19 protein-coding genes and 1 tRNA gene are annotated in these 24,609 nt (G+C 27.2%); 18 read left to right on the plus strand and 2 right to left on the minus strand.

Features of this window, described 5'->3' with window-relative positions:
• Positions 1-12: 12 nt before the first annotated feature.
• The 6 genes from ACQW0Y_RS00880 (at position 13) to pip (ending at position 7,489) form a co-directional block, all read left to right on the plus strand.
• A complete protein-coding gene (locus ACQW0Y_RS00880; protein WP_427867322.1) occupies positions 13-927 on the plus strand; it encodes a primosome protein in 915 nt (304 codons plus the stop codon).
• A gap of 184 nt (positions 928-1,111) precedes the next feature.
• Positions 1,112-2,395: a PhnD/SsuA/transferrin family substrate-binding protein gene (locus tag ACQW0Y_RS00885; protein ID WP_427867323.1), complete on the plus strand. Its 1,284-nt coding sequence runs from the start codon at positions 1,112-1,114 to the stop codon at positions 2,393-2,395.
• A gap of 19 nt (positions 2,396-2,414) precedes the next feature.
• On the plus strand, positions 2,415-3,311 hold the full coding sequence (gene phnC / locus ACQW0Y_RS00890) for a phosphonate ABC transporter ATP-binding protein (protein ID WP_427867324.1): 897 nt from the start codon (positions 2,415-2,417) through the stop codon (positions 3,309-3,311).
• The gene (locus ACQW0Y_RS00895; RefSeq protein ID WP_427867325.1) at positions 3,304-5,499 is read left to right on the plus strand and encodes a PhnE/PtxC family ABC transporter permease; all 2,196 of its coding nucleotides are present in this window, start codon (positions 3,304-3,306) and stop codon (positions 5,497-5,499) included. Before phnC ends, ACQW0Y_RS00895 begins: the two co-directional genes overlap by 8 nt.
• A gap of 1 nt (position 5,500) precedes the next feature.
• Positions 5,501-6,424: a DHH family phosphoesterase gene (locus ACQW0Y_RS00900; protein WP_427867326.1), complete on the plus strand. Its 924-nt coding sequence runs from the start codon at positions 5,501-5,503 to the stop codon at positions 6,422-6,424.
• A gap of 132 nt (positions 6,425-6,556) precedes the next feature.
• The gene (gene pip, locus ACQW0Y_RS00905) at positions 6,557-7,489 is read left to right on the plus strand and encodes a prolyl aminopeptidase (RefSeq protein WP_427867327.1); all 933 of its coding nucleotides are present in this window, start codon (positions 6,557-6,559) and stop codon (positions 7,487-7,489) included.
• A gap of 128 nt (positions 7,490-7,617) precedes the next feature.
• Here pip and ACQW0Y_RS00910 read toward each other — a convergent pair whose 3' ends face one another.
• Positions 7,618-8,520: a nucleotidyltransferase gene (locus ACQW0Y_RS00910; RefSeq protein ID WP_427867328.1), complete on the minus strand. Its 903-nt coding sequence runs from the start codon at positions 8,518-8,520 to the stop codon at positions 7,618-7,620.
• Positions 8,521-8,666: 146 nt separating this feature from the next.
• Between ACQW0Y_RS00910 and ACQW0Y_RS00915 the strand changes: the two genes are divergently transcribed.
• From ACQW0Y_RS00915 to ACQW0Y_RS00955, 9 genes are all read left to right on the plus strand, one after another.
• Complete coding sequence (locus ACQW0Y_RS00915; RefSeq protein ID WP_427867329.1) at positions 8,667-10,826, plus strand: helix-hairpin-helix domain-containing protein; 2,160 nt, start codon at positions 8,667-8,669, stop codon at positions 10,824-10,826.
• A gap of 147 nt (positions 10,827-10,973) precedes the next feature.
• Complete coding sequence (gene nusA, locus ACQW0Y_RS00920) at positions 10,974-12,587, plus strand: transcription termination factor NusA (RefSeq protein ID WP_427867330.1); 1,614 nt, start codon at positions 10,974-10,976, stop codon at positions 12,585-12,587.
• Positions 12,574-12,870, plus strand: a complete 297-nt coding sequence (locus ACQW0Y_RS00925; protein WP_427867331.1) for a YlxR family protein — start codon at positions 12,574-12,576, stop codon at positions 12,868-12,870. Before nusA ends, ACQW0Y_RS00925 begins: the two co-directional genes overlap by 14 nt.
• Positions 12,831-14,636 carry a translation initiation factor IF-2 gene (gene infB, locus ACQW0Y_RS00930; RefSeq protein WP_427867332.1) on the plus strand — a complete coding sequence of 602 codons (1,806 nt, stop codon included), beginning with the start codon at positions 12,831-12,833 and terminating at the stop codon, positions 14,634-14,636. The genes ACQW0Y_RS00925 and infB overlap by 40 nt, the downstream gene beginning before the upstream one ends.
• Position 14,637: 1 nt before the next feature.
• Positions 14,638-14,964 (plus strand): 30S ribosome-binding factor RbfA, encoded by a 327-nt coding sequence (rbfA, locus tag ACQW0Y_RS00935; RefSeq protein ID WP_427867333.1) that lies wholly within the window; start codon positions 14,638-14,640, stop codon positions 14,962-14,964.
• 8 nt (positions 14,965-14,972) lie between these two features.
• Positions 14,973-16,796: a tRNA uridine-5-carboxymethylaminomethyl(34) synthesis enzyme MnmG gene (mnmG, locus tag ACQW0Y_RS00940; RefSeq protein WP_427867334.1), complete on the plus strand. Its 1,824-nt coding sequence runs from the start codon at positions 14,973-14,975 to the stop codon at positions 16,794-16,796.
• 2 nt (positions 16,797-16,798) lie between these two features.
• The gene (locus ACQW0Y_RS00945) at positions 16,799-17,230 is read left to right on the plus strand and encodes a 23S rRNA (pseudouridine(1915)-N(3))-methyltransferase RlmH (RefSeq protein WP_427867335.1); all 432 of its coding nucleotides are present in this window, start codon (positions 16,799-16,801) and stop codon (positions 17,228-17,230) included.
• A gap of 89 nt (positions 17,231-17,319) precedes the next feature.
• Positions 17,320-17,409: transfer RNA gene (locus tag ACQW0Y_RS00950), tRNA-Ser, on the plus strand.
• 181 nt (positions 17,410-17,590) lie between these two features.
• Positions 17,591-18,469: a hypothetical protein gene (locus ACQW0Y_RS00955; RefSeq protein WP_427867336.1), complete on the plus strand. Its 879-nt coding sequence runs from the start codon at positions 17,591-17,593 to the stop codon at positions 18,467-18,469.
• A 39-nt stretch (positions 18,470-18,508) separates the two neighbouring features.
• Here ACQW0Y_RS00955 and ACQW0Y_RS00960 read toward each other — a convergent pair whose 3' ends face one another.
• Complete coding sequence (locus ACQW0Y_RS00960; RefSeq protein WP_427867337.1) at positions 18,509-19,039, minus strand: cysteine hydrolase family protein; 531 nt, start codon at positions 19,037-19,039, stop codon at positions 18,509-18,511.
• 182 nt (positions 19,040-19,221) lie between these two features.
• Here ACQW0Y_RS00960 and ACQW0Y_RS00965 point away from each other — a divergent pair, with 182 nt between their 5' ends.
• The 3 genes from ACQW0Y_RS00965 to ACQW0Y_RS00975 all read left to right on the plus strand — a co-directional run bounded on the left by ACQW0Y_RS00965 (position 19,222) and on the right by ACQW0Y_RS00975 (position 24,300).
• Positions 19,222-20,937 (plus strand): APC family permease, encoded by a 1,716-nt coding sequence (locus tag ACQW0Y_RS00965; RefSeq protein ID WP_427867338.1) that lies wholly within the window; start codon positions 19,222-19,224, stop codon positions 20,935-20,937.
• 141 nt (positions 20,938-21,078) lie between these two features.
• Positions 21,079-23,943 (plus strand): cation-translocating P-type ATPase, encoded by a 2,865-nt coding sequence (locus tag ACQW0Y_RS00970; RefSeq protein ID WP_427867339.1) that lies wholly within the window; start codon positions 21,079-21,081, stop codon positions 23,941-23,943.
• A gap of 222 nt (positions 23,944-24,165) precedes the next feature.
• Positions 24,166-24,300, plus strand: a complete 135-nt coding sequence (locus ACQW0Y_RS00975; protein WP_427867340.1) for a hypothetical protein — start codon at positions 24,166-24,168, stop codon at positions 24,298-24,300.
• The last annotated feature ends 309 nt before the right edge of the window (positions 24,301-24,609 follow it).

The following is a 24,609-nucleotide window of genomic DNA, read 5'->3' on the forward strand; positions in this document are numbered from 1 at the left end:
AAAAGGAATTAAATGAAAAAACAGTTTTTAAATGATTTAATATCGCTAAATAAAGAAATTGATGTTAAAAATCTAAGAAAAGAAGTTTTATCTAAAGATTTTATTCAAGAAGAAATTAAAAGATTAAATTTAAACGAGTTTCAGATTAATAAAGGCATGGGTATCTTACAAAGATATCATGATTTTTATATTCAAAATCATAAAAAACCTGAATATAAATTATTTGTTGATGTTTATGGTTTTTTAGCTGAAGATTTTAGTAATGATACTAATTTTTTAAAACATCAACAATTAGAAAATTTTTGATTAACTTCAATAACAAATTTAGATCCAATAATTCAAAAATATTTTGAGCCAGGCCAAAAAGAGAATTTAATGTCTTCATGAAAAAAAACTGCTAAAAATTATATTAATTCTCTACCAAAAACCCAGGAATCAAGAGATGTTGAAAATATATTTAAAAAAATGTTAAGTAAAGGTGAATTTGATTTTAATATTTTATTTTTAGATCCGAATATTGTTGTTGGAAATGAAATTTTAAAATACATTGCCTCAATGAATGCAATTATTAATAATAAAACAGTCGCTTTTTTAAATACAAACGATTTATTTAATTATATTTCTTCTCACCAAGAAGAAAAACAATCAATTTCTTACTATATTAATAATGTTGATATTTTGATATTAACAAATTTAACACTAGGGGTTAAGCCACAATGATTCTTGGATTTTTTAATTAATATTTTTGAATCACGTAGAACACACCATAAGCCAATTTTAATTTCTTCATCGCGTGATGTATTAAATAAGAGTGTAAAATTACTTTCAAATTATTATTACTCAAAAACAGAAGAAAATGAACTAGAAAACGTTTTCAAATCAATGGTAAAAAATTACTTTAAATTTATTAAAATTTCTAAGGATTAATATATAATAATTAGGCCTTATAAAATTTAAATTTTTAAAATAATGTACATTTTGTAAAAACACCCGTAATTGTGGTGTTTTTTTATTTCGATTTTTTTATTTTACTATAATTTCTTTTGTTAATTAAACAAGTACAAAAAAACAAAATTACATTCAATTTAAATTTAAAAATTTGAGGAAAAAAATGAAAAAATCAACAAAAAAATTCTTATTACCATCAATTATTGCAACTTCAGTTGTTCCAGTTACATTTGGTTTAATTTCATCACAATGTACAACCACATCAAATACAACACCTGAAACAATTAAAACAAGTGGATATGCTGACTCATTTATTAAGTTAGCTAACAAAAGTATTACAGTAGCAGGTGCATGATCAGATGCTAGATTTTATGCTGGACAACATGCAAATGAAATCGAAGTTATCGGCGCAACTAAATTCATTTCAAACGACGGTGTTCAAGCCAGAGTTGGTCTAAAAGACGGAGATATTAAGGCAATTCAACAATTATTAATTAATGCTGTTAATGAAGCTCAAGTTGAAGTTAAATCAGGAAAAGAAGGAAATCTAACTTACTTAGATAAAAATAACAAATTACAAAGTATTTTTAAAATCTATAACCATGATGGATATACACCAGTAGGTTATGAATCACAAATTACTTACGATGCTGCCGGAAATGCTAAAAAAGCATATGCTGAAACACCAACCGGAGCAAGTGAATACATTACCTACACTTCTGAAACAAAAGCTTTTGCTACAGTAGCAGGTGCAAAAGAATTCAAAATTCAATTCATCCCTTCTTCAGATGCTACATTAGTACAAAAAGCAACTGAAAAATTACAAGCATATATCGCTTCAAAAAATATTACAAACGTTAAAATTTCAGTATCAAGCGATTACAATGCAGCTGCAGCAGCATTAAAAGCTGGATCAGTTGACATTGCATTCTTACCAATTGATACATGAGCAAAATTATCAGGAAACTCAAGCTTTATTCTACAAGCAGGTAGAAATGTTCAAATTATTGACCCTTATGAAAGCACTACAAATACTTCTGCTCCTAAATTTGATGATGAAAAATTATTAGTTGAAGCATTTAACCATTACAAAACATTTAATAATAACAACTTATACATTAATAAGGAAAGTAATTCAAATCCACAAGCTGCAACAGAAGGATATACAGCAGAACTTAAAGCTCATGTTGACTCATTAGCTACAGGTGCAGAATTACCTAAAGTTGGTTTTTACCGTTCATACATTTACGCACGTAAAGATTCAGAACTATACAAAATTGTTATGAAAGCCTTAAAAGAACAAGGTTCAGATTGAAAATTAAATTGAGAAGATGTAAGTGAACATGTTGTTTACGGATACACTTCAACAACTTCAGCCGCTTCATATGTTTATCCAGAAATTTGATTTAAAAAACACTTTATTGGTTTTAAATCATTCTTAAAATAGTATTTTAACTATTTATAATATGAAAAAAAATACAAATAATAATTTAGACTCTCAAATAATAAAAGAAGATTGAAATATTGTTTGAGAAAACGCTTCTAAAGTATACCCAAACGGAACAAAAGGATTGACTGATGTCAATCTTTCTATTAATCAAGGAGAATTCGTTGCAGTTATTGGGTTATCTGGAGCTGGTAAAACTACTTTAATTAAAACAGTAAATAAAATTAGCGGTATTACATCAGGAACCTTAAAAGTTGGCCCATATGTGGTTAATGATTTAAAAGGTAAAAAATTAAGAAAATTTAGAACAAAAGTTGGAATTATTTTCCAAAACTATAACCTTGTGGAAAACATTTCAGTTTTACAAAATGTACTTTCGGCAAGATTGCCTCAAATGAATAAATTAAGAGCATTTTTTGGATTTTACAGTAAGAAAGATATTGAATTAGCTTACCAATGTTTGGCTAAGGTTAATATACTGGAAAATGCTTATGATATGGCTAAAGATTTATCTGGCGGTCAAATGCAACGTGTTGCATTAGCTAGAACTTTAGCTCAAAAACCTAAAATAATTTTAGCAGATGAGCCTGTTGGGGCACTTGACCCAATTATGGCAAAAAGTGTTATGGACGGGTTTTTAATCGCAAACAAATCAGAAAGAATTACGATTGTTGCAAATTTACACCACGTTGACTTAGCATTGCAATATGCAGATAGAATTGTTGGTGTTAAAAAAGGAAAAATAATCTTTAACGATAGTTGAGAAAAAGTTAACTTAGAACAATTAAAAGAAATCTATGGTGAAAAATTAGAACAATTTGATGAAGAACAATTTATTGAAAATAGAAGAAAAAGACAAATTATTCAAAATGAAGTTCTTGAAAAAATAAAATTATTGGAAAAAAACAATGAATAAGACAATTAAACCAAACCAGGAAAAAGTTGAAACAAAAAGTAAACTAAAATTATTTGGTGAGTCTTTTGTTAACTATTTTAATCCAAAATTTATTGATATTAATAATCAAAAAGTTACAAAAAAATTTCCTTGATTAAAAATTTTTGGTGGTCTATTAATCTTTGCTTTAGTAATTACAATGATTGTAGCAATCAAACCAGATTTTCAAAACTGAAAAGAATTTTGAAGACAAATTGGTCACTTTTTTGAAATAAATAAAAAAGCAGAAATTGGATCTGCAGAATTTACTCCATATGAAACATTCTTACGTAGTTTAGAATATTTATGGATAACAATTTCTTATTCAATTTTAGGAACAATATTAGGAATATTAATATCAGTACCATTAGCCTTATTAAGTTCTAAAAACTTTATTAAAGATAAGATTATTTATCTTCCATTCAGAATTATAATGTCAATCATCAGAGCGGTACCGCCTGTTGTATTTGCTTTTATATTCTTCTTCTTATTTTCAAAATCATTAGCAGCAACATTTTCTATTGCAATCTTCGTTGCTTCGTTAATGACAAAATGATTATATGAAGATTTAGATACATATGATACAAGCGCATATCAAGGCGCACAAGCAATAGGTAATAGCAAAGCTCTTGCATTTAAGAGTTCTATACTACCTTATTTAATGAAGAGAATTGTTTCTTATGGATTCTATTCATTTGAAATGGTTGTTAGATTTGCGGCAATTTTATCAATTGTTGGAATCGGAACCATTGGACAATTATTATCAGATCAATACGCTGTAGAAAACAACTTCTCTCATATGTCAATTGTATTATGAGTTTTAATCGCTTTAATGATTTTAATTGAAGGCCTTAACTTTACAATTAAAAAATACATTTTAGATTATTCACAAAAACACCCTAAAATTGATGAAAAACTACCTTATGAACAACAATTAGAACAACTTAAAAAACAAAAATCAAAAATGTATATTTTTAAAATATTTATTGTCTTATTAATTGTTGCTTTAGTTTTAGCTTCACTTACTCAAATTGAATGATCAATAGGTAACTCAGTTAAAATTAGCCAATTTAAGCAAGGAATGAAAAAGTTATTTAATCCTGATTGAAGTTTATTTGGTGGAAATTGATCAACAAGTAAAACAAGTGTTATTCCTTTAGGTGTTGAAGCCTTTTTAGTTGCTATAGCATCATCGATTATTGGATTATTTTTTGCTTTAATATTAGGTATTTTAGCTTCAAAAAATATTAATAAGTTTTTTGCTTATCCATTTAAATTAATTATCATTGTTTTACGTGCCATTCCAGCATTTACATTTGCTTTATTATTCTTAATTCTTTCAAAAGATTCAAAACTATTTGCTGGAGTTTTAGCACTTGGAATTCACTCAATCGGTATGCTTGGAAAACTAATAATGGAATCTGTTGAAAAAATACCAAATAAAGTATTTCAATCATTAGATTCCCTAGGAGCTACTTGATTCCAAAAAGTTAAATTTATCGTTATTAAATCAATTCTTCCTCAAGCTTTATCAAACTTTTTATATAGAGTTGAAATTAACTTTAAGAGTACAGTAGTTATCGGAGCAGTTGGCGCTAGTGACTTTGGTTTCCAAATAAGTACTTATTCTTCAGATATGAATAACTGAGATAAACTCTCTTCATATTTAATTTTTACAATCGTTGTACTTTTAGCATTAGAGCAAATTTCAAATATAGTTCGTTCAAAATTAATGACTGGATATTTCTTTACACAAGATGTTTGATTTAAGAAACTAATGAAGAGAAAAATGATTATGAAATCATTAGCTATTTGTTTAACAAATAATCAAAAATTCTTAAATGAAACCCGTTATGCAAAATATGTAATTGCTAAACATAAATTTGATAAATTATTTGTTTATAAATATTGATTAGATCATTCAATTATTCCAAACAAGGAAATACTTGAAACATTAGAAATAAGTAAACAAACATACTTAAAAACTTATCGTGAAACTTTATTAAAGATTAAATTAGATATTAATAATATCTATAAAGAAACATATAAATTAACAATGAATAACCAATCAAATGTTAAGAACTGATTCAAGAAAAATAAAGTAGCAAAAAAATCAGCTAATATTGCTGTTGATCATTATTTTGAATCACATGTTATGGCGGTAGCTTAAAATGCAAAATCTAAGAGAAAAATTTATAGGTTTTTGACAATATATTAAAAATTCAGAAAATATTACGTTATGTACACATGTTGAACCTGATGGAGATACACTAGGATCAGCAATAGCGTTAAAACATTTAATTCTATTAAATCTTGAAAATAAAAATGTACAAATATCTGGCGGTGATTACCCACGAAACCTACTTTTTTTACAAGATGAAAAAATTAAATTAGTAAGTAAGAAATTTTTTGATAATTCCTTAAAAGTTGTTGTTGACACCTCAACAAAACGGAGAATTTTTGATCAAAGAGTAAAAACTGAAGAATCAATTAAAATTGATCACCATCCTTTTGAAGGAAAATGGCTATTTGAAATTGGTGGAGATTTTTGACCGGCAACTGGGCAAGTAATGACCAAGATGGTTATGGAACTTAATTTAAAAGTTAATGAGAAAGTTTTAGAAGGCTTAGCTGTTGCAATAATTACTGACACTGAGTTTTTTAAAGAAAGAAATGTTAATGAAGAAACTTTTGAATGTATGAGATTTTTATTAGAAAAAGGTTTAAATTACAATCTTTTATTAAAGAAAATGCAATTAAACGCTAAAGAAAATAAGTTTATTTTTGATGCTGTAAGTAATTTAAAACAAAAAGGAATTGTATCTTATATTATTGTTGATCAAGTAGTTTCAAATGATATAGCAAGACCTTTAGTAGCTAAATTTGCTGAAGTTTCTAATACGGAAGTTTCGCTAGCTTATTTAAAGAGACTACAAGGTGATTACCGTTGTGAAATTAGATCAAAAACTACATATGATGTTTCTAAAGTAGCCAACGAATTTTTAGGTGGTGGACACTTAAATTCTTCTGGTTTTATTCAAAAAGACTTAAAACAACTAAACAAAGTTTTAAACTTTATTAACAAAAATAAATAATAATTAATAAAAAAGGTCTAGAAATTTTTCTAGGCCTTTAATTTATTTTTTAGTGCTTAATAATTATTATTAATTATTGTTCTATATAATTTAATATTATTAAATCTATATTTATTAATGAAAGGAATAATTATGTTTGAACCTATTGAACCTTATAAAAGTGGTTATTTAAAAGTTAGTGATATTCATAGTATTTATTATGAAGAAGTAGGAAATCCAAAAGGAAAACCAATATTATTTGTTCATGGCGGACCTGGCGGAGGAATTTCGGAATCAAGCCGTCAATATTTTGATCCTGAACATTATCGTATTATTTTGTTTGATCAAAGAGGATGTGGAAAATCAATTCCGTCTGCAGAAATAAGAGAAAATACAACTTTAGATTTAGTTTCAGATATGGAAAAATTAAGAAAATGATTAAATATTGATAAATGAATCTTATTTGGCGGTTCATGAGGCTCTTGTTTAAGTTTAATTTATGCAATTAATTATCCAGAAAAAGTTAGTGGAATGATTTTACGTGGTGTTTTCTTAGGAAGATATGAAGATGACCAATATTTATATCAAGAAGGCGCTTCTTATTATTTTCCTGAAGCTTATGAAGAATTTTCAGGATTCATTCCTAAAGATGAAAGAAATGACTTAATTAAAGCATATAATAAATATTTAAATAGTGATAATTTAGATGTTGCCTATAAGGCTGCATATCATTGAGCAAAATGAGAATTAGGTTTAATTACAATAGAACCTTTAGCAGATATTGAAACTATTTTATCTAATTTCAAAAGTAATTTGGAATTAGCAAGACTGGAAAATCATTACTTTATTAATCATATCTTTTTAGAAGATAATTACATTTTAAATAATATTGAAAGAATTAAAGATATTCCAACTATTATTGTTCATGGAAGATATGACATGGATTGTCGTCCCGAAGGAGCTTACCTTCTTCATAAAAAATTAAATAATTCAAAACTAAATTTCGTTATAGCTGGTCATTCATCTAAAGAAGAAAAAATTGCACAGGCTTTAGTCGAAGCTACTGAAGAATTTAAAATAGCATAAATAAAAATAACTCACAAATAAGTCGGTTAGTTATTTTTATTTATTATTATATTGAATTGAATAAATCAATTAAAAAGCTAATTGATTCATTATATTTTTAAACAATAGCCTTGCTTCAAAAAGCAAGGCTACATTTTCTTAAATCTCTTTTTTAAAATATATAAGTATACTCTTTGAATTCTTGATTTAGTATATCTTTTAGATGTACAAAGATCAATAAATTCTTGATAAGTTTTAGCCTCAATATTTTTCTTAAATAGATTTTCCATTCCTTCACTTACAAGTTTAATGTTAGATAATTTATTAGCAGGTAATTTTCGAACTATTTTCTGAAATTTTGAATATGTATCCTCAATTCTTTTTACTTTTTTAATAACTAATGGTGAGTATTTTGAAATATCTTCGCCATTTTTTATCATTTCTCTTAATTTAGTTCCTGAAGCATAAAATGAATTTACTTGATCTGTGCCATGTGCCACAGATCTTTGAATACAATCAAGTTTAATATTTAAATTATTATTAACAATATATTTTGTATATTCAAAACCTAAAATATCTTGTGGTATTTCTTCTTCCTTTAAAAATAATTTTAATGATTCGTAACAAGCAAAAATAAAAGACCTGCCACTTTTTAAAATCTTTTTAACATTTTGGTTATAAATAGGTTCATTTTCTTTTATTAGATTTGCTGCTTTAATATATTTATTTATATCATTACTATCTGAAGTTCCAAAAAATAATATATCAATTCCAGCATTATTTAATGCTTCTATTGACCCTTTAGCAAAAACATGGGCTGCTTGCGTTGAGGTTTCAAAACCCAGCTTAATAACTTTATTAACTCCATATTTTTTACATATTTTTTTTCTTTGAGTAAAAGAAGCACAAGCTATTTCACCTCGTTGTGTATAGTTTGATGATAAAGCAACAATAATTTTAGAGTTAGGATATTTTTCTTTTATTTTATTTAATAAATAAATATGACCATTATGAAATGGGTTAAATTCAGCAATTACACCAATTTTTAACATATTAAATCCCCCTCTAACTTTTAAGATTTATTTATAAAATTATAAATGAGTTATCTTAAAAAAAATTAGGAAAAATAAGAGAAAAAATTATTTTCATTATAATTTAAAATACTTATAATCACAATAGCAAAAACTGGAGAATTATTATGGTTGATATATCAATAAAAAACGTTGCGAAAAAATTAAATATTAAGGAGGAACAAGTTAAAGAAACTCTTGCATTATTAAATGAAGGGGCGACAATTCCTTTTATTTCTCGTTATAGAAAAGAAATAACTGGTGGATTGGATGAGGAACAAGTTGCACAAATTAGTGAACTATATGAATATGATGTTGAACTTTTAAAAAGAAAAGATTATGTTAAAAAAGTTCTTGATGAAAAGAAACTTTTAGATCCTGAAATTAGTAAGAAAATTGATTTAGCACAAACTAAACAAGAAGTCGAAAATATTTATGAACCTTTTAAAGTTGGAAAGAAAACAAAAGCAACAGAAGCTTTAGCTTTAGGTCTTGGCGCACTAGCTGATTTAATAATGACTAATAAAGAAGAAAACTTTAATGTTTATCGTGAAGCAAACAAATATGTTAATGGTGATACTTTAAAAGATACTGAGCAAGTTATTGAACAAACTAAATTTATTATTGCCCAAAATATTTCTCAAGACATTTCAGTTCGTGAATATGTAAAAAGTCAATTATTTAATTATGGAAGTATTGTAAATAAAAAGAAAAACACTGAGGATGAGAAAGAAACATTTAAACAATATTATGACTATAGTGAAAGAGTTAAAAGTATTCCGAACCACCGTGTTTTAGCAATCACTCGTGGAGAAGATAAAAAGATATTGTCATATACAATAGAGTTTAATGAAAAAGTAATTATTTATTATTTAAATAACAAGTTTTTTATTAACAAAAGAACTGCAAAAATTGTTAATGAAGCAATAAAAGATGCCTTAGATCGCTTAATTTTTCCTTCAATCATAAGAGAAATTAAAACAGATTTATTTGAAAGAGCAGAAAAAGAAGCAATTGAAATTTTTGCACAAAATTTAGAAGATTTATTATTATCTCCTGCTACTAAAAATAAAAGTATTTTATCAATTGACCCAGGTTATACTAATGGTTGCAAATGTGCTATGTTAGATGGAAATGGAAATTATTTAGAAGGTTTCATCATTTATCCTCACGGAAGTTCAAAAGACAAGTTTATTGAAGCAGTTAAAAAAATGAATCAAATTTTAAATAAATACCCAGTTGATTTAATTGTAATTGGAAATGGAACCGCCAGCCGTGAAACAGAAGAATTTGTTGATAAATTATTAACCTTAAGAAGAGAAAAGAACTTAAATTTAGAAACAAAATTTGCTATCGTAAGTGAAGTAGGAGCATCAGTTTATTCGGCTTCAAAAATTGCTCAAGAAGAATTTCCTGATCTTGAATTAGAATTTAGATCAGCAATAAATATTGGGAGAAAATTTCAAGACCCATTAAATGAGTTAATTAAAATTGACCCTAAATCATTAGGAGTTGGTCAATATCAACATGATGTTAACCAGAAACAATTAGCATCCAAATTATCATTTAAAGTTGATAAGGCAGTTAATATGGTTGGAGTTGATTTAAATACAGCAACTAAATATATTCTAGAATATGTTTCAGGATTATCAAAGACCATAGCACAAAATATTGTTGATTATCGTAATGAAAATGGTTCTTTTAAATCTAGAATTGAATTAAAAAAGGTTAAAGGTTTAGGACCAAAAGCTTATGAACAATCTGTTGGTTTTTTAAGAATTTATGATTCAAAAGTTTTTTATGATAAAACAAATATTCACCCTGACTTATATAATTTGGCCGACCGTATAGTTAAAGAATTATCTTTAGATTTAAAAAATATTGATAAAGAAGTTTTACTATCAACTAATAAAAAAGAATTAGCACAAGAGCTTGGCGTAAGTCAATATGATATTGATTTGATTATCGATTCATTATTAATGCCAGGGAAAGATATTAGAGAAGACAAGCCTGGTTTTATTGTTAATGAAAAAATCTTAAAATTTGAAGACATTCAAGTTGGACAAGAAATTATCGGACAAGTTCAAAACATTACTAATTTTGGTGTATTTGCTTACATTGGATTAAAAGAAAATGTTTTAATTCATATTAAAAATATGAAAAAAACTGATAATCAATTTATTAATCACCCAAGCGAATTAGTTTCAATTGGTGATAACTTAAATATTAAAATTATCGATATCGATAGAAATAACAATAAAATCCAAGGCAAAATAATTTGAAAATAAAAGCACTTTTTGCACATTAAACACCTTTTTTGTTTAGAAAAGGCAAAAATATATTAAAATTAATTCATACTGTTTTTAATTAAGATTAAAAAGGGTTGGCGTAAGCCGATCCTTTTTGCAATTAAATATACATAAAAGGAGAAAAAAATGAGTGTTAAATCAAGTGAATCAGAACTAAAAGCAAGTCAAATATTTAATGCTATTTATAATGTTTCACAAATTAAAAAAATCGATGAAGAAGCAGTTATTCAATTATTTAAAGGAGCAGTTGAACAGGTTATTCTTGGCCAATATGATCCTGATGCTGAACTTGAGTTTATTATTGATCGTGATAAGAAACAATTTAAAATCATTAACCATACCAAAATTGTTACTGAAGAACCTAAAACTGATGAAGAAAAAGATAACTTTTGTCCATGCATAGAGATAACAGTAAAAGAAGCACAAGAAATTAACCCTTCTGCAGAAGAAGGCGACATGATTTCTGATGAAATAGATTTTGAAAGATTTCACAAAAGAGATTATCAAAAAATTCTAAGTATCTTTAACCAACAAATTAGAGAATTAGAAAAACAAATGACTTTTGAAAAATATAGTCAATTAATTGGAAACATTGTTAAAGCAAAAATTACTAACATCACTAAAACTGGAACATTAATGGAATTTTATGATGGGACAGTTGCATATATGCCACCATCAACAACTAACTTGAGACTTTTAGCTAATTTAAGACCTGGTGATTTATTAGATGTTTATATTGAAGAAGTTAAACCTGAATCTAAAAACGCACAAGTTTTAGTTTCTTCTGTAGAATCAAAACTTTTAAATAAATTATTCGAACAAGAAATTCCTGAAGTTGCTGCCGGATATGTAGAAATTGTTAAAGTTGTTAGAATACCTGGCGAAAGATCAAAAGTTGCAATTAGAAAAACTGAAAGTGCACCATTTGCACTAGAAGAATTAGGTACAGTAATTGGCAAAAACTCTGAAAGAATCGAAGTAATTTCTAAACAATTAAAAAACGAAAAAATTGACGTTGTTTTATATAACGATGATAAGAAAAAATTTGTTATGAATGCTGTTAGTCCTTCAAGAGTAATTGACATTATTGAAAAAGAAGATTCAACTCCACAATTTAATAGTTTCACTGTTATTGTTCCAAATGCACACCACACATTAGCAATTGGTAAAAAAGGTCAAAACGTTAGATTAGCTTCAGAACTAACAAGAAGTCGTTTAGATATTATTAGTCAAGATCAAGCAGATCAGTTACAAATTAAATATTCATTTGAAAATGCTAATATCACTGAAGAAGAAGCTAAATTGAAATATGAAGGTAAAAGACTTAACCTTAAATCAATTACAACAAGAAAAAATCCTAGAAAATCAAATGATTCAATTTTAGATTCAACATTTAATATTTCAGAATTTGATCAGGATTTAGCAGAACTTAGACAAAAAGCCCAACAAACTGATCAAGTTTTTGAAAAACAGTTATATGATTCAATTTCGGATGAAGATATTGAAAAAACATGATTAGATATGCAAAATGAACTTAATAATTCTGATTCAGAAATTGATGACTTATTAGATGTATATTCAGAAGATATTAAAGAAGTAGAAATTAAAGATAAAGCTCAAATCGAAGCTGACTATGAAAAAATTACATCAACTAAAATGAAGGACTTTAAGAAGGACGACGATTTAAGTGCTGGATTAGAAGATCTTGATTTAGGTGATTTAGACAATGAAGACTGATAAAAAATATAGTCGTAAATCAATAGTTGATGGAAAAATTTATCCTGTTAGTCAACTTGTGAGATTTGCAAAAATAAATAATGAATTTTATTTTGATCCAAACTTAGAAATGCAAGGTCGCGGAACATATTGTCTTGATAATCAAGAACAAATAGAAACTTTATTTAAAAAACATTTACTAAATAAAGCATTTAGAAAAAATATTGAAGAGTCAGTATATGAAAAATTAAGAAACGAGGTGAATAAATGGCTAAGCAAAAAAACAATAAAAGAACTTCCAATGTAGAAAATATTAAGGAAAAATTAAATACAGTTGAAACAAAAGTTCAAGACGGTGTATTTATTTTTAGTGGACCAATGACAGTAGGTGACTTTAGTAATAAAATTAACCAAACTGCTGCTAAAGTATTAACTTACTATTTTAAAAAAGGAATTATGAAAACAATTAACACATTCCTTAATGAAGAAGAAATAGCAGAGTTATGTTTAAATTATGATCTTGACTTTAAAAAAGAAGAAACTGTTGATGCTGAGAATTTATTTGATAAATTAGAAGTTATTAATGATCCTAAAGATCTATTTTCAAGACCACCTATTGTTACAATTATGGGTCACGTTGATCATGGTAAAACAACATTAATTGATCAAATTAGAAAAAGTAATATTCTTTCAACTGAATTTGGAGGTATTACCCAACATACTGGAGCTTACCAAGTTGAATATAATGGAAGAAAAATAACATTTTTAGATACACCAGGACACGAGGCGTTTACTGAAATGCGTTCAAGAGGTGCAAAAGTTACCGATATTGTTATTATAGTAGTTGCCGCTGATGATGGTGTTAAACCTCAAACAGTCGAAGCAATTGATCATGCTAAAGCTGCTAATGTGCCAATTATTATATTCGTTAATAAAATGGATAAACCAGGAGCTGATGTTGAAAGAATTAAAAATCAATTAAGTGAACACGACATAGTTTGTGAAGAATGAGGCGGACAAAACCAATTCATTTATGGTTCTGCTATGTTAAACCAAAATATTGATTTATTATTAGAATCAATTTTCTTGCAAGCTGATTTATTAGATTTAAAAGCCAATTTAAACCGTGATCCATTTGGAACTATTATTGAATCAAAAATTGATAAGGGAAGAGGGGTTGTTTCAACAGTTATCGTTGAAAACGGAACATTATTACCACGTGACTTTATCGTTGCTGGTGGTCAATATGGAAATATTAGAAGTTTAACTTCAGTTGAAGGTAAACCTTTAACAAAAGTTTTACCTGGAACTCCTTGTGTAATTACAGGTTTAAATAAAAATCCATTATCTGGAGATAGATTTATTGTTATTAGTGATGAAAAATTTGCTAAAAAATTAGCTGAAGAAAAATCATTTATTAATAAGCAAAAAGAATTAAGTGAAAAAAATTCATTCTCAATTAAAGACGGACAAAAAACTTTAAATATTATTATTAAAACTGACGTTCAAGGAACAGCTGAAGCAATTAAGCAAACTTTATCTAAATTAAAAAATGATGAAATTTCACTTAATGTTATTCGTGCAACAGCTGGTGAATTAACTAAAGCTGATTTATTATTAGCAGAAACTTCAAATTCACGTGTTTATTTATTTAATATTAATGCATCAAGCGAAATTAAAAAATTAGCTGAAAATAAGAAAATTAAAATTGCTTCACACAACATTATTTATAAAATAGTTGAAGAATTAGAAGCAATCATGAATACATTAAAAGAACCAGTTTATGAAGAAAGACAAATTGGGCTTGCAAGCGTTATTCAATTATTCTTTTATTCAAAAGTCGGAACAATTGCTGGATGTAAAATGTTAGAAGGACAAGCGAAAGAATTTTGTAAGGTTGAAGTGTTTAGAAGAGGTAAAAGTATTTATAAAGGTTCAATAAGTTCTCTTAAAAGAGAAAAGAATGATGTTAAAGTTGTCGAAAAAGGTTTCGATTTTGGTACTCACATCAAAGATTTTGATAAAATAGAAGTAGATGACGAATTAAAATTTTATGAGGATGTATTAGTTTAATATGAACAGAATTGCACATGAAAGAAAAAGCCAATTATTATTAGAATTAATTGGAAATAGTTTTTTTGAATTAAAAGATTTTGATGTAACAAACATCGCCATCAACGACGTTATTTTATCAAATGACGGTTCACACGCCAAAGTATATATTACTTTATTTAAAGATAAAGAAAGATACTTTGACAAAGTGACTTCAATGACACCATTTATTCGTTCTGTTGTCGCTAAAAGTTGAAAATACAAAAAATTACCAGAATTAGTATTTTTAATTGATCAAGTGGAACCAGAAGCCGCAAGAATTGAAAAAATATTAAAAGAAATCAAGTAGTATAAAAAATGAATAATAAGTATGACGCTATCGTAATTGGTGGTGGACATGCCGGAATCGAAGCAACTTTTGCATTAGCAAAAAGAAATCTAAAAGTAGCCTTAATTACTTTAAACACTAACAAACTAGCAATGTTACCTTGCAACCCTTCAATTGGTGGATCAGCAAAAGGGATTATTACCCGTGAAATTGATGCGTTGGGAGGAGTACAGGGTATTTTTGCTGATATGGCAATGATTCAAATTAAAATGCTTAACACCTCAAAAGGCCCTGCTGTATGATCACTGCGTGCACAAATTGATAAAGAAAAATATTCAGAAATAATTTTGGAAGCAATTAAGAAAGAATCAAATATTACTTTAATTGAGGATGAAGTTTCTGATTTAATTGTTGAAAATAAAAAATGTATTGGTGTTAAAACCTTAGCAAATGGCGATTTATTTGCAAAAGCTACCGTTATGACTACTGGTGTTTATATGAATTCACGTATTTTACGTGGTAAAGATATCAAAAACGATGGTCCTGATGGTGAAAAAAATAGTTCAACATTATCACAAAATTTAGCTAAATATGGTTTTGAAATTCAAAGATTAAAAACTGGAACCCCTTGTCGTATTTATACAGATAGTATTGATTTTTCGAAAGTAGAAAAAGAAATTTTAGATAAAACAGAATTATGTTTTTCTAGCAGAAGTAATATAAAATTAGATGAACAAACTTCATGTTTTTTAACTCACACAACACTTAAAACAAAAGAAATTGTTTTAAAAAATCTTGATAAAAGTTCATTATATTCGGGAATTATTATTGGGGTAGGTCCAAGATATTGTCCAAGTATTGAAGATAAGATTGTTAGATTTCAAGATAAAGATTCACATCATGTCTTTTTTGAACCTGAAACTTCCAAAGGTGACATTATGTATATTAATGGATTGTCTACATCAATGCCAGTTGATGTTCAAGATGAAATGATTAGATCTGTTCCTGGCTTAGAAAATTGTCGCATTCAAAAATATGGTTATGCTATTGAATATGATGCTATTAATCCTTTAAATTTATATAAATCATTAGAGTCAAAAATAGTTGAAAACTTCTTTTCAGCTGGTCAACCTAATGGAACAAGTGGATATGAAGAAGCCGCTGCTCAAGGATTAATTGCTGGAATAAATGCAGCAAATAAAATTCAAAATATGGATTCTATGGAAATCAAAAGAAGCGATGCCTACATTGGAGTTTTAATTGATGATATTGTTACTAAAGGAACAACAGAACCTTACCGTATGTTAACTAGTCGTGCAGAATATCGTTTATTACTAAGAAACGATAATGTTGATGAAAGATTAGTTCAATATGCATATGATAATAAAATGATCACTAAAGATGAGTATGAAAAAGTAATCACAAAATATCAAGATATTCAAAGTAAAATTGAAGAGTTAAAAAATCAATATGTTTCTTCAAAAAGTGACTTGGGAATTAAATATAATGTTATTAATGGACAATCATGCTTAAAATTACTTTCAAACCCAGAAGTAGACCCAGTTGATATTCTTGGTGAAAATTATCCATATATTAATGAAATTACTATTCAAGTTAGATTATTTGGATATTTAAAAAAACAAGAAAGTGCTGCTGAAAAAATGGTTCGTTTGGAAAACTTAAAATTGCCTGAAGACATTGATTATTCTCTAGTAGATAATTTAGCTACTGAAGCAAGACAAAAACTTGAAAAAATTCGTCCAACAACAATCGGACAAGCAACACGTATTAGCGGAATAAATCCTGCCGATATTCAAATGTTAATGTTTTATTTAAATAACCGTAAAAAATAATTATGAAAATTAATTTAATAGCAGTTGGATCACTGAGTAGTGATAATAAAAAAATATATGATTCTTATATTAAAAAAATAAGTTTTTTAGCAACAATAAATTTAATTGAAATTAAAGAAGTTGTTAATGATAATATTGAAATAAAAATTGCTAAAGAAACTGAATTAATTTTAAGTAAAATACCAAAAAATTCAAAAGTCATTTATTTATCATTACAAGGAAAACAAATGACTAGTGAAGAATTTTCAGATCTTTTTATTGAAGATAATTTAACTTTTATCATTGGTGGATCAAATGGTGTTGATGAAAGTAGATTTAATAATAAAATTTCTTTTTCAAAAATGACTTTTCCACATCAAATGTTTCGTCTAATGCTAATTGAACAAATTTATCGTGGTTTGGCAATTAAAAAAAATATTAAGTATCATAAATAAAAAATAAAGTTTAAGTTTTTTAAGGCTTAAACTTTTTTATATTATTTAGTTTATAATTTATTTTTAAGTAAAGAAATAAATTATAAAATGGGCAATTACCCAAGTGGCCGAAGGGGACAGTCTCGAAAATTGTTAGGAGTTAATAGCTCGCAAGGGTTCAAATCCCTTATTGCCCGCCATATCATTTAATGACAAAAAACTATAAAACAGCATAAAGAAGGTTTTATAGTTTTTTTATTTAAATTAAGATAAAAACAACAAATTTTGAACTTTTGATTGATTAAAAAAACTAATAATGAATATTCTATAAAAAAAGTTTAAAATAACTTAAAAACAAAATTAAAAGTAAAGGAAAAAACAATGTATAAATTTATTGAAGGATTAAGTATAACCTGGGAACGTCCTAAAGCATATGGTTGATTTCATTTAGTTTTCTTAGCTGCTTCAATTTTATTAGCTACTTTAATGATAATTTTTATTAAAAAAGATAAAGATAATAAAATCGCACTTTGAAAACTCAAAACAATTATTGGAATTTTTTGAGCAGTTTTATTTGTTATAGAAATTTTAAAACAATTATTAGCAATTGGTCATAATGATAGTACAACAAAAACATGAGTATATGATATTTATAATAAACATTCATTTTTTCCTTATGTTCTATGTTCAACCCCATTATATGTTATTCCAATATACTTATTCATTCCCAAAGGAAAAGTTAGTGAAGGAATCTTATCTTATCTGGGAATTTATACATTATGAATGGGTGGATTTGTAATGTTTTATCCCGGAGATGTGTTTACTACAAATAGGTTTATTTCATTTCACTCAATAATTTATCATTCATTATTATTTTCTTTAGGTTTATTTTTAACAATAAGACATATTGTTAGATATCATTGAAAAAACTTTTTAGCAGCTTCGGTTATTTTTCTAATTTTATATAGTTTTGCAATTATTGGAAATGAAATAATTTATCAATTAAGAGACAACGAAAAATTTTCATGAGCAAAAGGAATAAATTTATTTAATATGAGTCATAGAAAACCAAACCCTATGGTTTCAAATATTGATTTCTTAGCAAAATTAAAACCTTGAGTATTAACAATTCTATATATTCCATTTACTTTTATCGGTGTATTTACTTTATGAAGTGCTATGAGTGGAATAGGTTATTTAGTAAAATTTATTGAATCAAAATATAAAAGAAATAAACACGCAAAAATAATTAAATCTTAAGAATAAAAGGCTACAACTTTTTATAGTTGCAAGCCTTTTTTATTTAATAATTACTCCTCCATTTGTCATTAATTTTAAAGCAAATTCATGGTACTCTTTTCTATTATGATTTTCAGAATCAAATGTATCTACTAAATCCTTGAATACAACAACATCCTTGTTTAACTTAACAGAGTTTAAATATGTTTTTAAAGTTAAAGCAAATTGTAAAACACAAATATCTGTGCAACATCCCACAATTTCAAAAGCGTCATAATTCTCAAAAATTGATTTGTCTTTAATTGCTAGAAAAGAATTTGTGGTATTTTTTCTAATAATTTCCTTGGCAAAAGGTTTTAATAAATCTTCAATTTCAGATTCTTCAGTATCGCTTAAGCAATGAACTGGATATGATTCCATTTCAATGTCGTCTTTTGAATGTGAATCACATAAAAAAACAATCCTTTCTTCTTTGTTTTTTTCTAAAAATTCAGCAATGTTTGGAACCAAATTATTAATATCCTTACTTGCTAAAGGGCCAATTGTGCAAAAACCCTTTAACATATCAACAACAAATATAACTTTTTTCAATTTTATATACTCCATTTCAAAATTTATTTATAAAAAAGCCCTTATAATTAACAATAATTTTAACATTTTAAAAAAAATAATATAATTTTACTTGGATACATCTGTTGTGGGACATAAGACATATAAATGTTGGTGTATCTAAAGTTCGAATTTTATTTATTATTTATATGAAAGGAAATATTATGGCCGAAGAACAAATGGTTGTTACTTCAGACTCAAAGAAAAAAATTGGTTTCTTTGCAGCTATCATGGTTGTTATCGGTGCTACAATTGGTGTTGGTATATTCCTAAGATCTAAAAACGTTCTAGAATATTCAGCAGGAAACATCGCTTTAGCATTAGTAACATGATTAATTGCTGGTTTTGCTGTAGTTACTTTAGCTCTAGCTCTAGTTGAAGTATCTTCAGGACGTAACGACAACTTAGGTATGATTGGTTGATCTAAGGCATTTAACACTTTAGCAATTTACAAAGCTAACAAGTTCTTTATGACTTACCTATATCTACCATTTACATACTTCTTTATGCCTTACTATGTAATAGTTCAATTCCAAGACGCTGTTGGTGGATTTGGCTTAAGTACAAACTTTGGTGGATCTACATCAGCTCCATGACTATACTTTGTTATTGGACTAGTATTAACATTATGAATGTTATTCTCAGCAGGTCTAAGTGGACGTGCAGGAAACATTCAAAACTTAATAATCACATCAGTTAAGTTCATTCCTTTAGTAGCTATCGTTATTATTGGATTTATCTTCTTTGCACAACGTTTAGGTGCTGGAGAAGAAATTTGAACACCTATTACTAAAGAAAGTTTATTTAATAAAGAATCTACATCATTCTTAAAAATGACACCAGTATTAGGTATTTTTGGATCATTAGCTGGTATCTTCTTTGCATTTGACGGATTCTACGTTTCTGCTGGTATTCAATCAGAAATGAAGAACCCAGAAAAAACTCCTGCTGCCCTAGTTATTGGTTTATTCTCAATGACTGGTATTTATGTAATTATAGCTGCTGCTATGTCATTAGGTGCTAAATCAGGTGGTTTCTACGACTTTGGTGGTTTATTAGACAAAAAAGGTCATGGATGAGCATTTGGTTTACTAAACGTATTTATCGCTTGTGGTGTTCTAGGGGTTCTAAACGGTTTCTCAATGTGAGCAACTCGTTTCGTAGAAGACTTAGTTAAGGAAGGGGAAATCTTCATTCCTGCTAAAGCCTACAGATACATGAAAAACAGTAAAACACCTATCGTTGGTGCTCTATTCTGTTTATTCTTATCATTACCATTTATGGTTATCTTCACAGTTATCGGATCATACGCTTACATTGACTTCTGAGGCGTAGATGGAGATAATATTTATGGATACAACATTGGTAAGTTATTATCATTCTCAGACTTAATGGCTGACTGAATGGCTGTATTTGCATTCGTATTCATCGCTCTAGCTATCGTTGGTGCTCTAGAAAACAGAAAGAAAAACTTCATCGCTGTTCAAAAGAACAAACACACAGTTTGAGCTGGTATTACAGCTGTAATCATGGTTATGGTTACCCTATTATTCAAAATGTTAGACCCATTTGTATCATTAGGATTAACATTAGCACAATACTTCCAAGGTGATGATGCTGCTAAAGCAACATTAACTCCAGATCTAATTGGTTACGGTGCTACTTCAGGTCTATTCGTTGTTTACATGGTAATTATGTTTGCTTCAACTCCAATTGAAAAACAAATTGCTTTAGCAAACAAAGTAAAATACGAAAAAATTCTAGCTGGCGAATACTGCCCATGTAAAGCAGAAGAATACTGCCCATGTGTAATCGCTGACATTAAAGAAGCTCAAGAATTAAACAACTTAGTTCTACACTCATACGAAACAGCTCGTTAATAAATTTTTTCGCATAAAAAAGGCTGGTACTTAATAATAAGTGCCAGTTCTTTTTTTTTATTTTCTTTTATTTTGAATATAAGTAAAAATAAGGTAAAATTGTTTAAATAAATAAACTTATAAAATAAAAGTGAGTAATACATGAAAAAACAAAAAATTGAAGAGTATCCAAAAATAGAAGATAATATGTTAGAAACAAATTTAAAACAAGGTCTAACAAACGAAGAAGCTATTAATAGACAAAAAAAATATGGATTAAATGAGTTAAAGAAAACGAAAAAAGTTAATCCTTTTTTAGTTTATTTATCACAATTTAAAGATGTTTTGGTAATTATTTTATTATGTGCTTCTTTATTGTCTTATATTTTTGCAATTATTAGTGGTTCAAGACACAACTGAAATTTTAATTCTGAATTAGTAGTTGAATTTGTTGAACCTTCTATTATTTTATTTGTTGTATTAACTAACTCCTTAATTGGTGCGATACAGGAAATAAAATCAGCAAAAGCAGTTGATGCTTTAAGCAAATTAAATCCATTACAGGCAAAAGTTGTAAGAAATGGTGTTTTGGTTTCGATTGACTCTAAGGATGTAACAATTGGAGACGTTGTAATGTTAGAGGCTGGAGATGTTGTTCCTGCTGATGGATATTTATTGTTTTCATCAAATCTTTCAGCAATTGAATCTTCATTAACCGGAGAAAGTGAACGCTCTGAAAAAGATTATTTATCAAAAAGAGATTTTTCATTGCCACTTGCTGACCGCAAATTTATGCTTTATTCATCTTCAATAATAGCAACAGGAACCGCCTATTATGTTGTTAGTGATATTGGTTCACAAACTGAATTAGGTAAAATTTCTGCTCTTGTTAGTCAACAAAAAGAGGCGATGAGTCCATTACAACTTAAAATTAACAAGTTAGGTAAAATTTTTGGATATGTTGGTATTGCGCTATTTTTAGGAAGTATGTTAATGCAAATTCTTTTTGCTATTCCAAATACCGCCCATTATAAAGAATTATATTTCTGAAGTACAGTAATTGTTAATGGTGTTTCATTAGCTGTTGCCGCAATTCCTGAAGGATTAATTGCATTCACTTCGATTATTTTAGCTATTGGTGTACAAAGAATGGCTAAGAAAAAAGCTATCGTTAAGGATTTAATGGCTGTAGAATCATTAGGAAGTTGTGCTGTTATTTGTTCAGATAAAACAGGTACTTTAACGCAGAATAAAATGACAATTATTGATTTATATAATTTGGAAAATGATAAGTTAACAAATTCACAAATGAATAACAATTATTTAAAGTTAATTGAGTTTGGTTCATTATGTTCAGAAGCTAATTTATCATTTGAAGATAATGAATACAAACCCGTTGGTGATCCAACTGAAGTTTCATTTTTATATGAATTAGAAAAATATTCGCAATATAAAACTAAGACTGAATTAGTTTTACAATATGAAAGAATTCATGTTTGACCTTTTGATTCAGACCGTAAATTAATGACATCAATCAATAAAATAAATGATAAATTTATGGTTATTGTTAAGGGTGCACCTGACGTTTTAATTAATAAAACTACACTTGAAAATAATAATAAAGAAAAAGTATTAAAAGTTAATAATGAATGAGCTAATCAGGCTTATAGAGTATTAGCAATTGCTTCAAAAGAAATTAGTAAAAAAGAACTTGATGAGTTATTTTTAAAAGATAATGATTATCAACTAAACTATTTAGAAAATAATTTATCTTTCAATGGTTTGGTTGCAATGATCGATCCACCAAGAGAAGAAGCAAAAGATGCAATAGCAGTTTGTCGCCAAGCAGGAATTAAACCTGTTATGATAACTGGAGATAATATTAATACAGCAATTGCAATTGCAAAAAGTTTAAATATTTATAACGATGGTGATTTAGCTATTACCGGACTTGAATTAGAAAAAATTAGCGATGATGAACTAACAAATAATATTGATAAATATTCAGTTTATGCTCGTGTTAAACCTGAAGATAAGTTAAGAATTGTTAACGCTTGACAAAAGAGAAACCAAGTTGTTGCTATGACGGGTGATGGAGTAAATGATGCACCAGCATTAAAAGCATCAGATATTGGCTGCGCTATGGGAATTACTGGAACAGAAGCTTCAAAACAAGCTGCTAATATGATTTTAGCAGATGATAATTTCACAACAATTGTTTCAGCAGTAAAAAACGGTCGTTCTATATATCAAAAAATTAAAAATGTAATTCAAAACTTGCTAATAACATCAATCGCTGAAGTTATTCTTGTTTTCCTAGGATTATTAATATTTAAATTTGTTTTTAAAGATTGAAGCGAATTAAAAGGTAAAGAAATTTATATTCTTTCAGCAACTCAGTTGTTATGAATTAATTTATTTACTCACGGATTTCCTGCAATAGCATTAGGTCTTCAAAATTCAAAAGAAGATTATATGAATAAACGACCTATTTCAAAATATGAATCTATTTTTGCTAATGGGATGGGTTGAAATACCTTATGACAAGGAATTCTAATTGGAATACTATCAATGGTAGGTTATTATTTAGGTGCTTTATGGGCAAAAAATAATGGTGATAGTGGCGAAAACATAATAAGAGCAGCTTCAACTATAGCATTTTTAGTTTTAGGAATAACTGCCACATTTAATTCAATAAATTTAATGTCTAAAAGACCAGTCATTATGTCTAATCCGTTTTATTATTGAAAAGTTTATGCTTCAGTTATCTTTTCATTATTCTTTTTATTACTAGTAGCATTTATTAATAAAATAAGTATTGTATTCAAAGGCTATGAACAATTATCAAATTCTCCAACATTAATAGCTTATGGACTAGGGTTACCATTAGTTTTAATTCCTATTTACTTTGTTCATAAAATCGTATTATTATTAATTGAAAAAAAGAATCAAAAACAAAATACAATTAAAAATTTTGAAATGATTTTAACACCAAAAGAAAGAAAACAAGCTAAAAGACTAAATTAGTTTAGCCTTATTATTAAGTATTATAAAATTTGACACTATCACTTTTTAAAAGCGAAAAATAAATAAAAATATAGGGTTTGCCTATCTTTTTTTGTACAAATTTTGTAGCTTTTTGCAAATTTTACAATAACTATACAATATACATAAAATGCATATAATAAAAAATGATATAAGAAAAAGTATCAAAAATCAATTTATCAAATTAAAAAAAGGAAAATTAATATGAAACTTTGCGAACAATGCAAAAATGTTTTTGACGAAAATACTACATTTTGTAATAAATGTGGTTCAAAATTAATCTATGTAGAAAATAAAACTCAAGAAAATTATCAACAACAAAAAATATATGTAAAATAAGAAAAACAGGGTAATGTATTTGCTATTTTAGGATTTATTTTTGCATTTTTCTTCCCATTACTAGGACTTATTTTTAGTATAGTTGGTATAGTAAAATCAAAAGCAACAAAAAGTGGAAAAGGTTTATCTATAGCAGGGCTTATAATTTCTTTACTACCAATTATACTTATTATAATCCTTCTAGCAGCAGGGACAATAGGTGCTGTTTCAGCGAGTTTTTAAAAATTTGGGTTCTTCCCAAATTTTTTAATTCTAAAAAACAACAAAATTTAAACAAAAATTTTTTCTTTTTTATCAAATTAGTTTCAT

The sequence above is a fragment of the Mycoplasmopsis arginini genome, assembly GCF_965278885.1.
Classification (GTDB): domain Bacteria; phylum Bacillota_I; class Bacilli_A; order Mycoplasmatales; family Metamycoplasmataceae; genus Metamycoplasma; species Metamycoplasma arginini_B.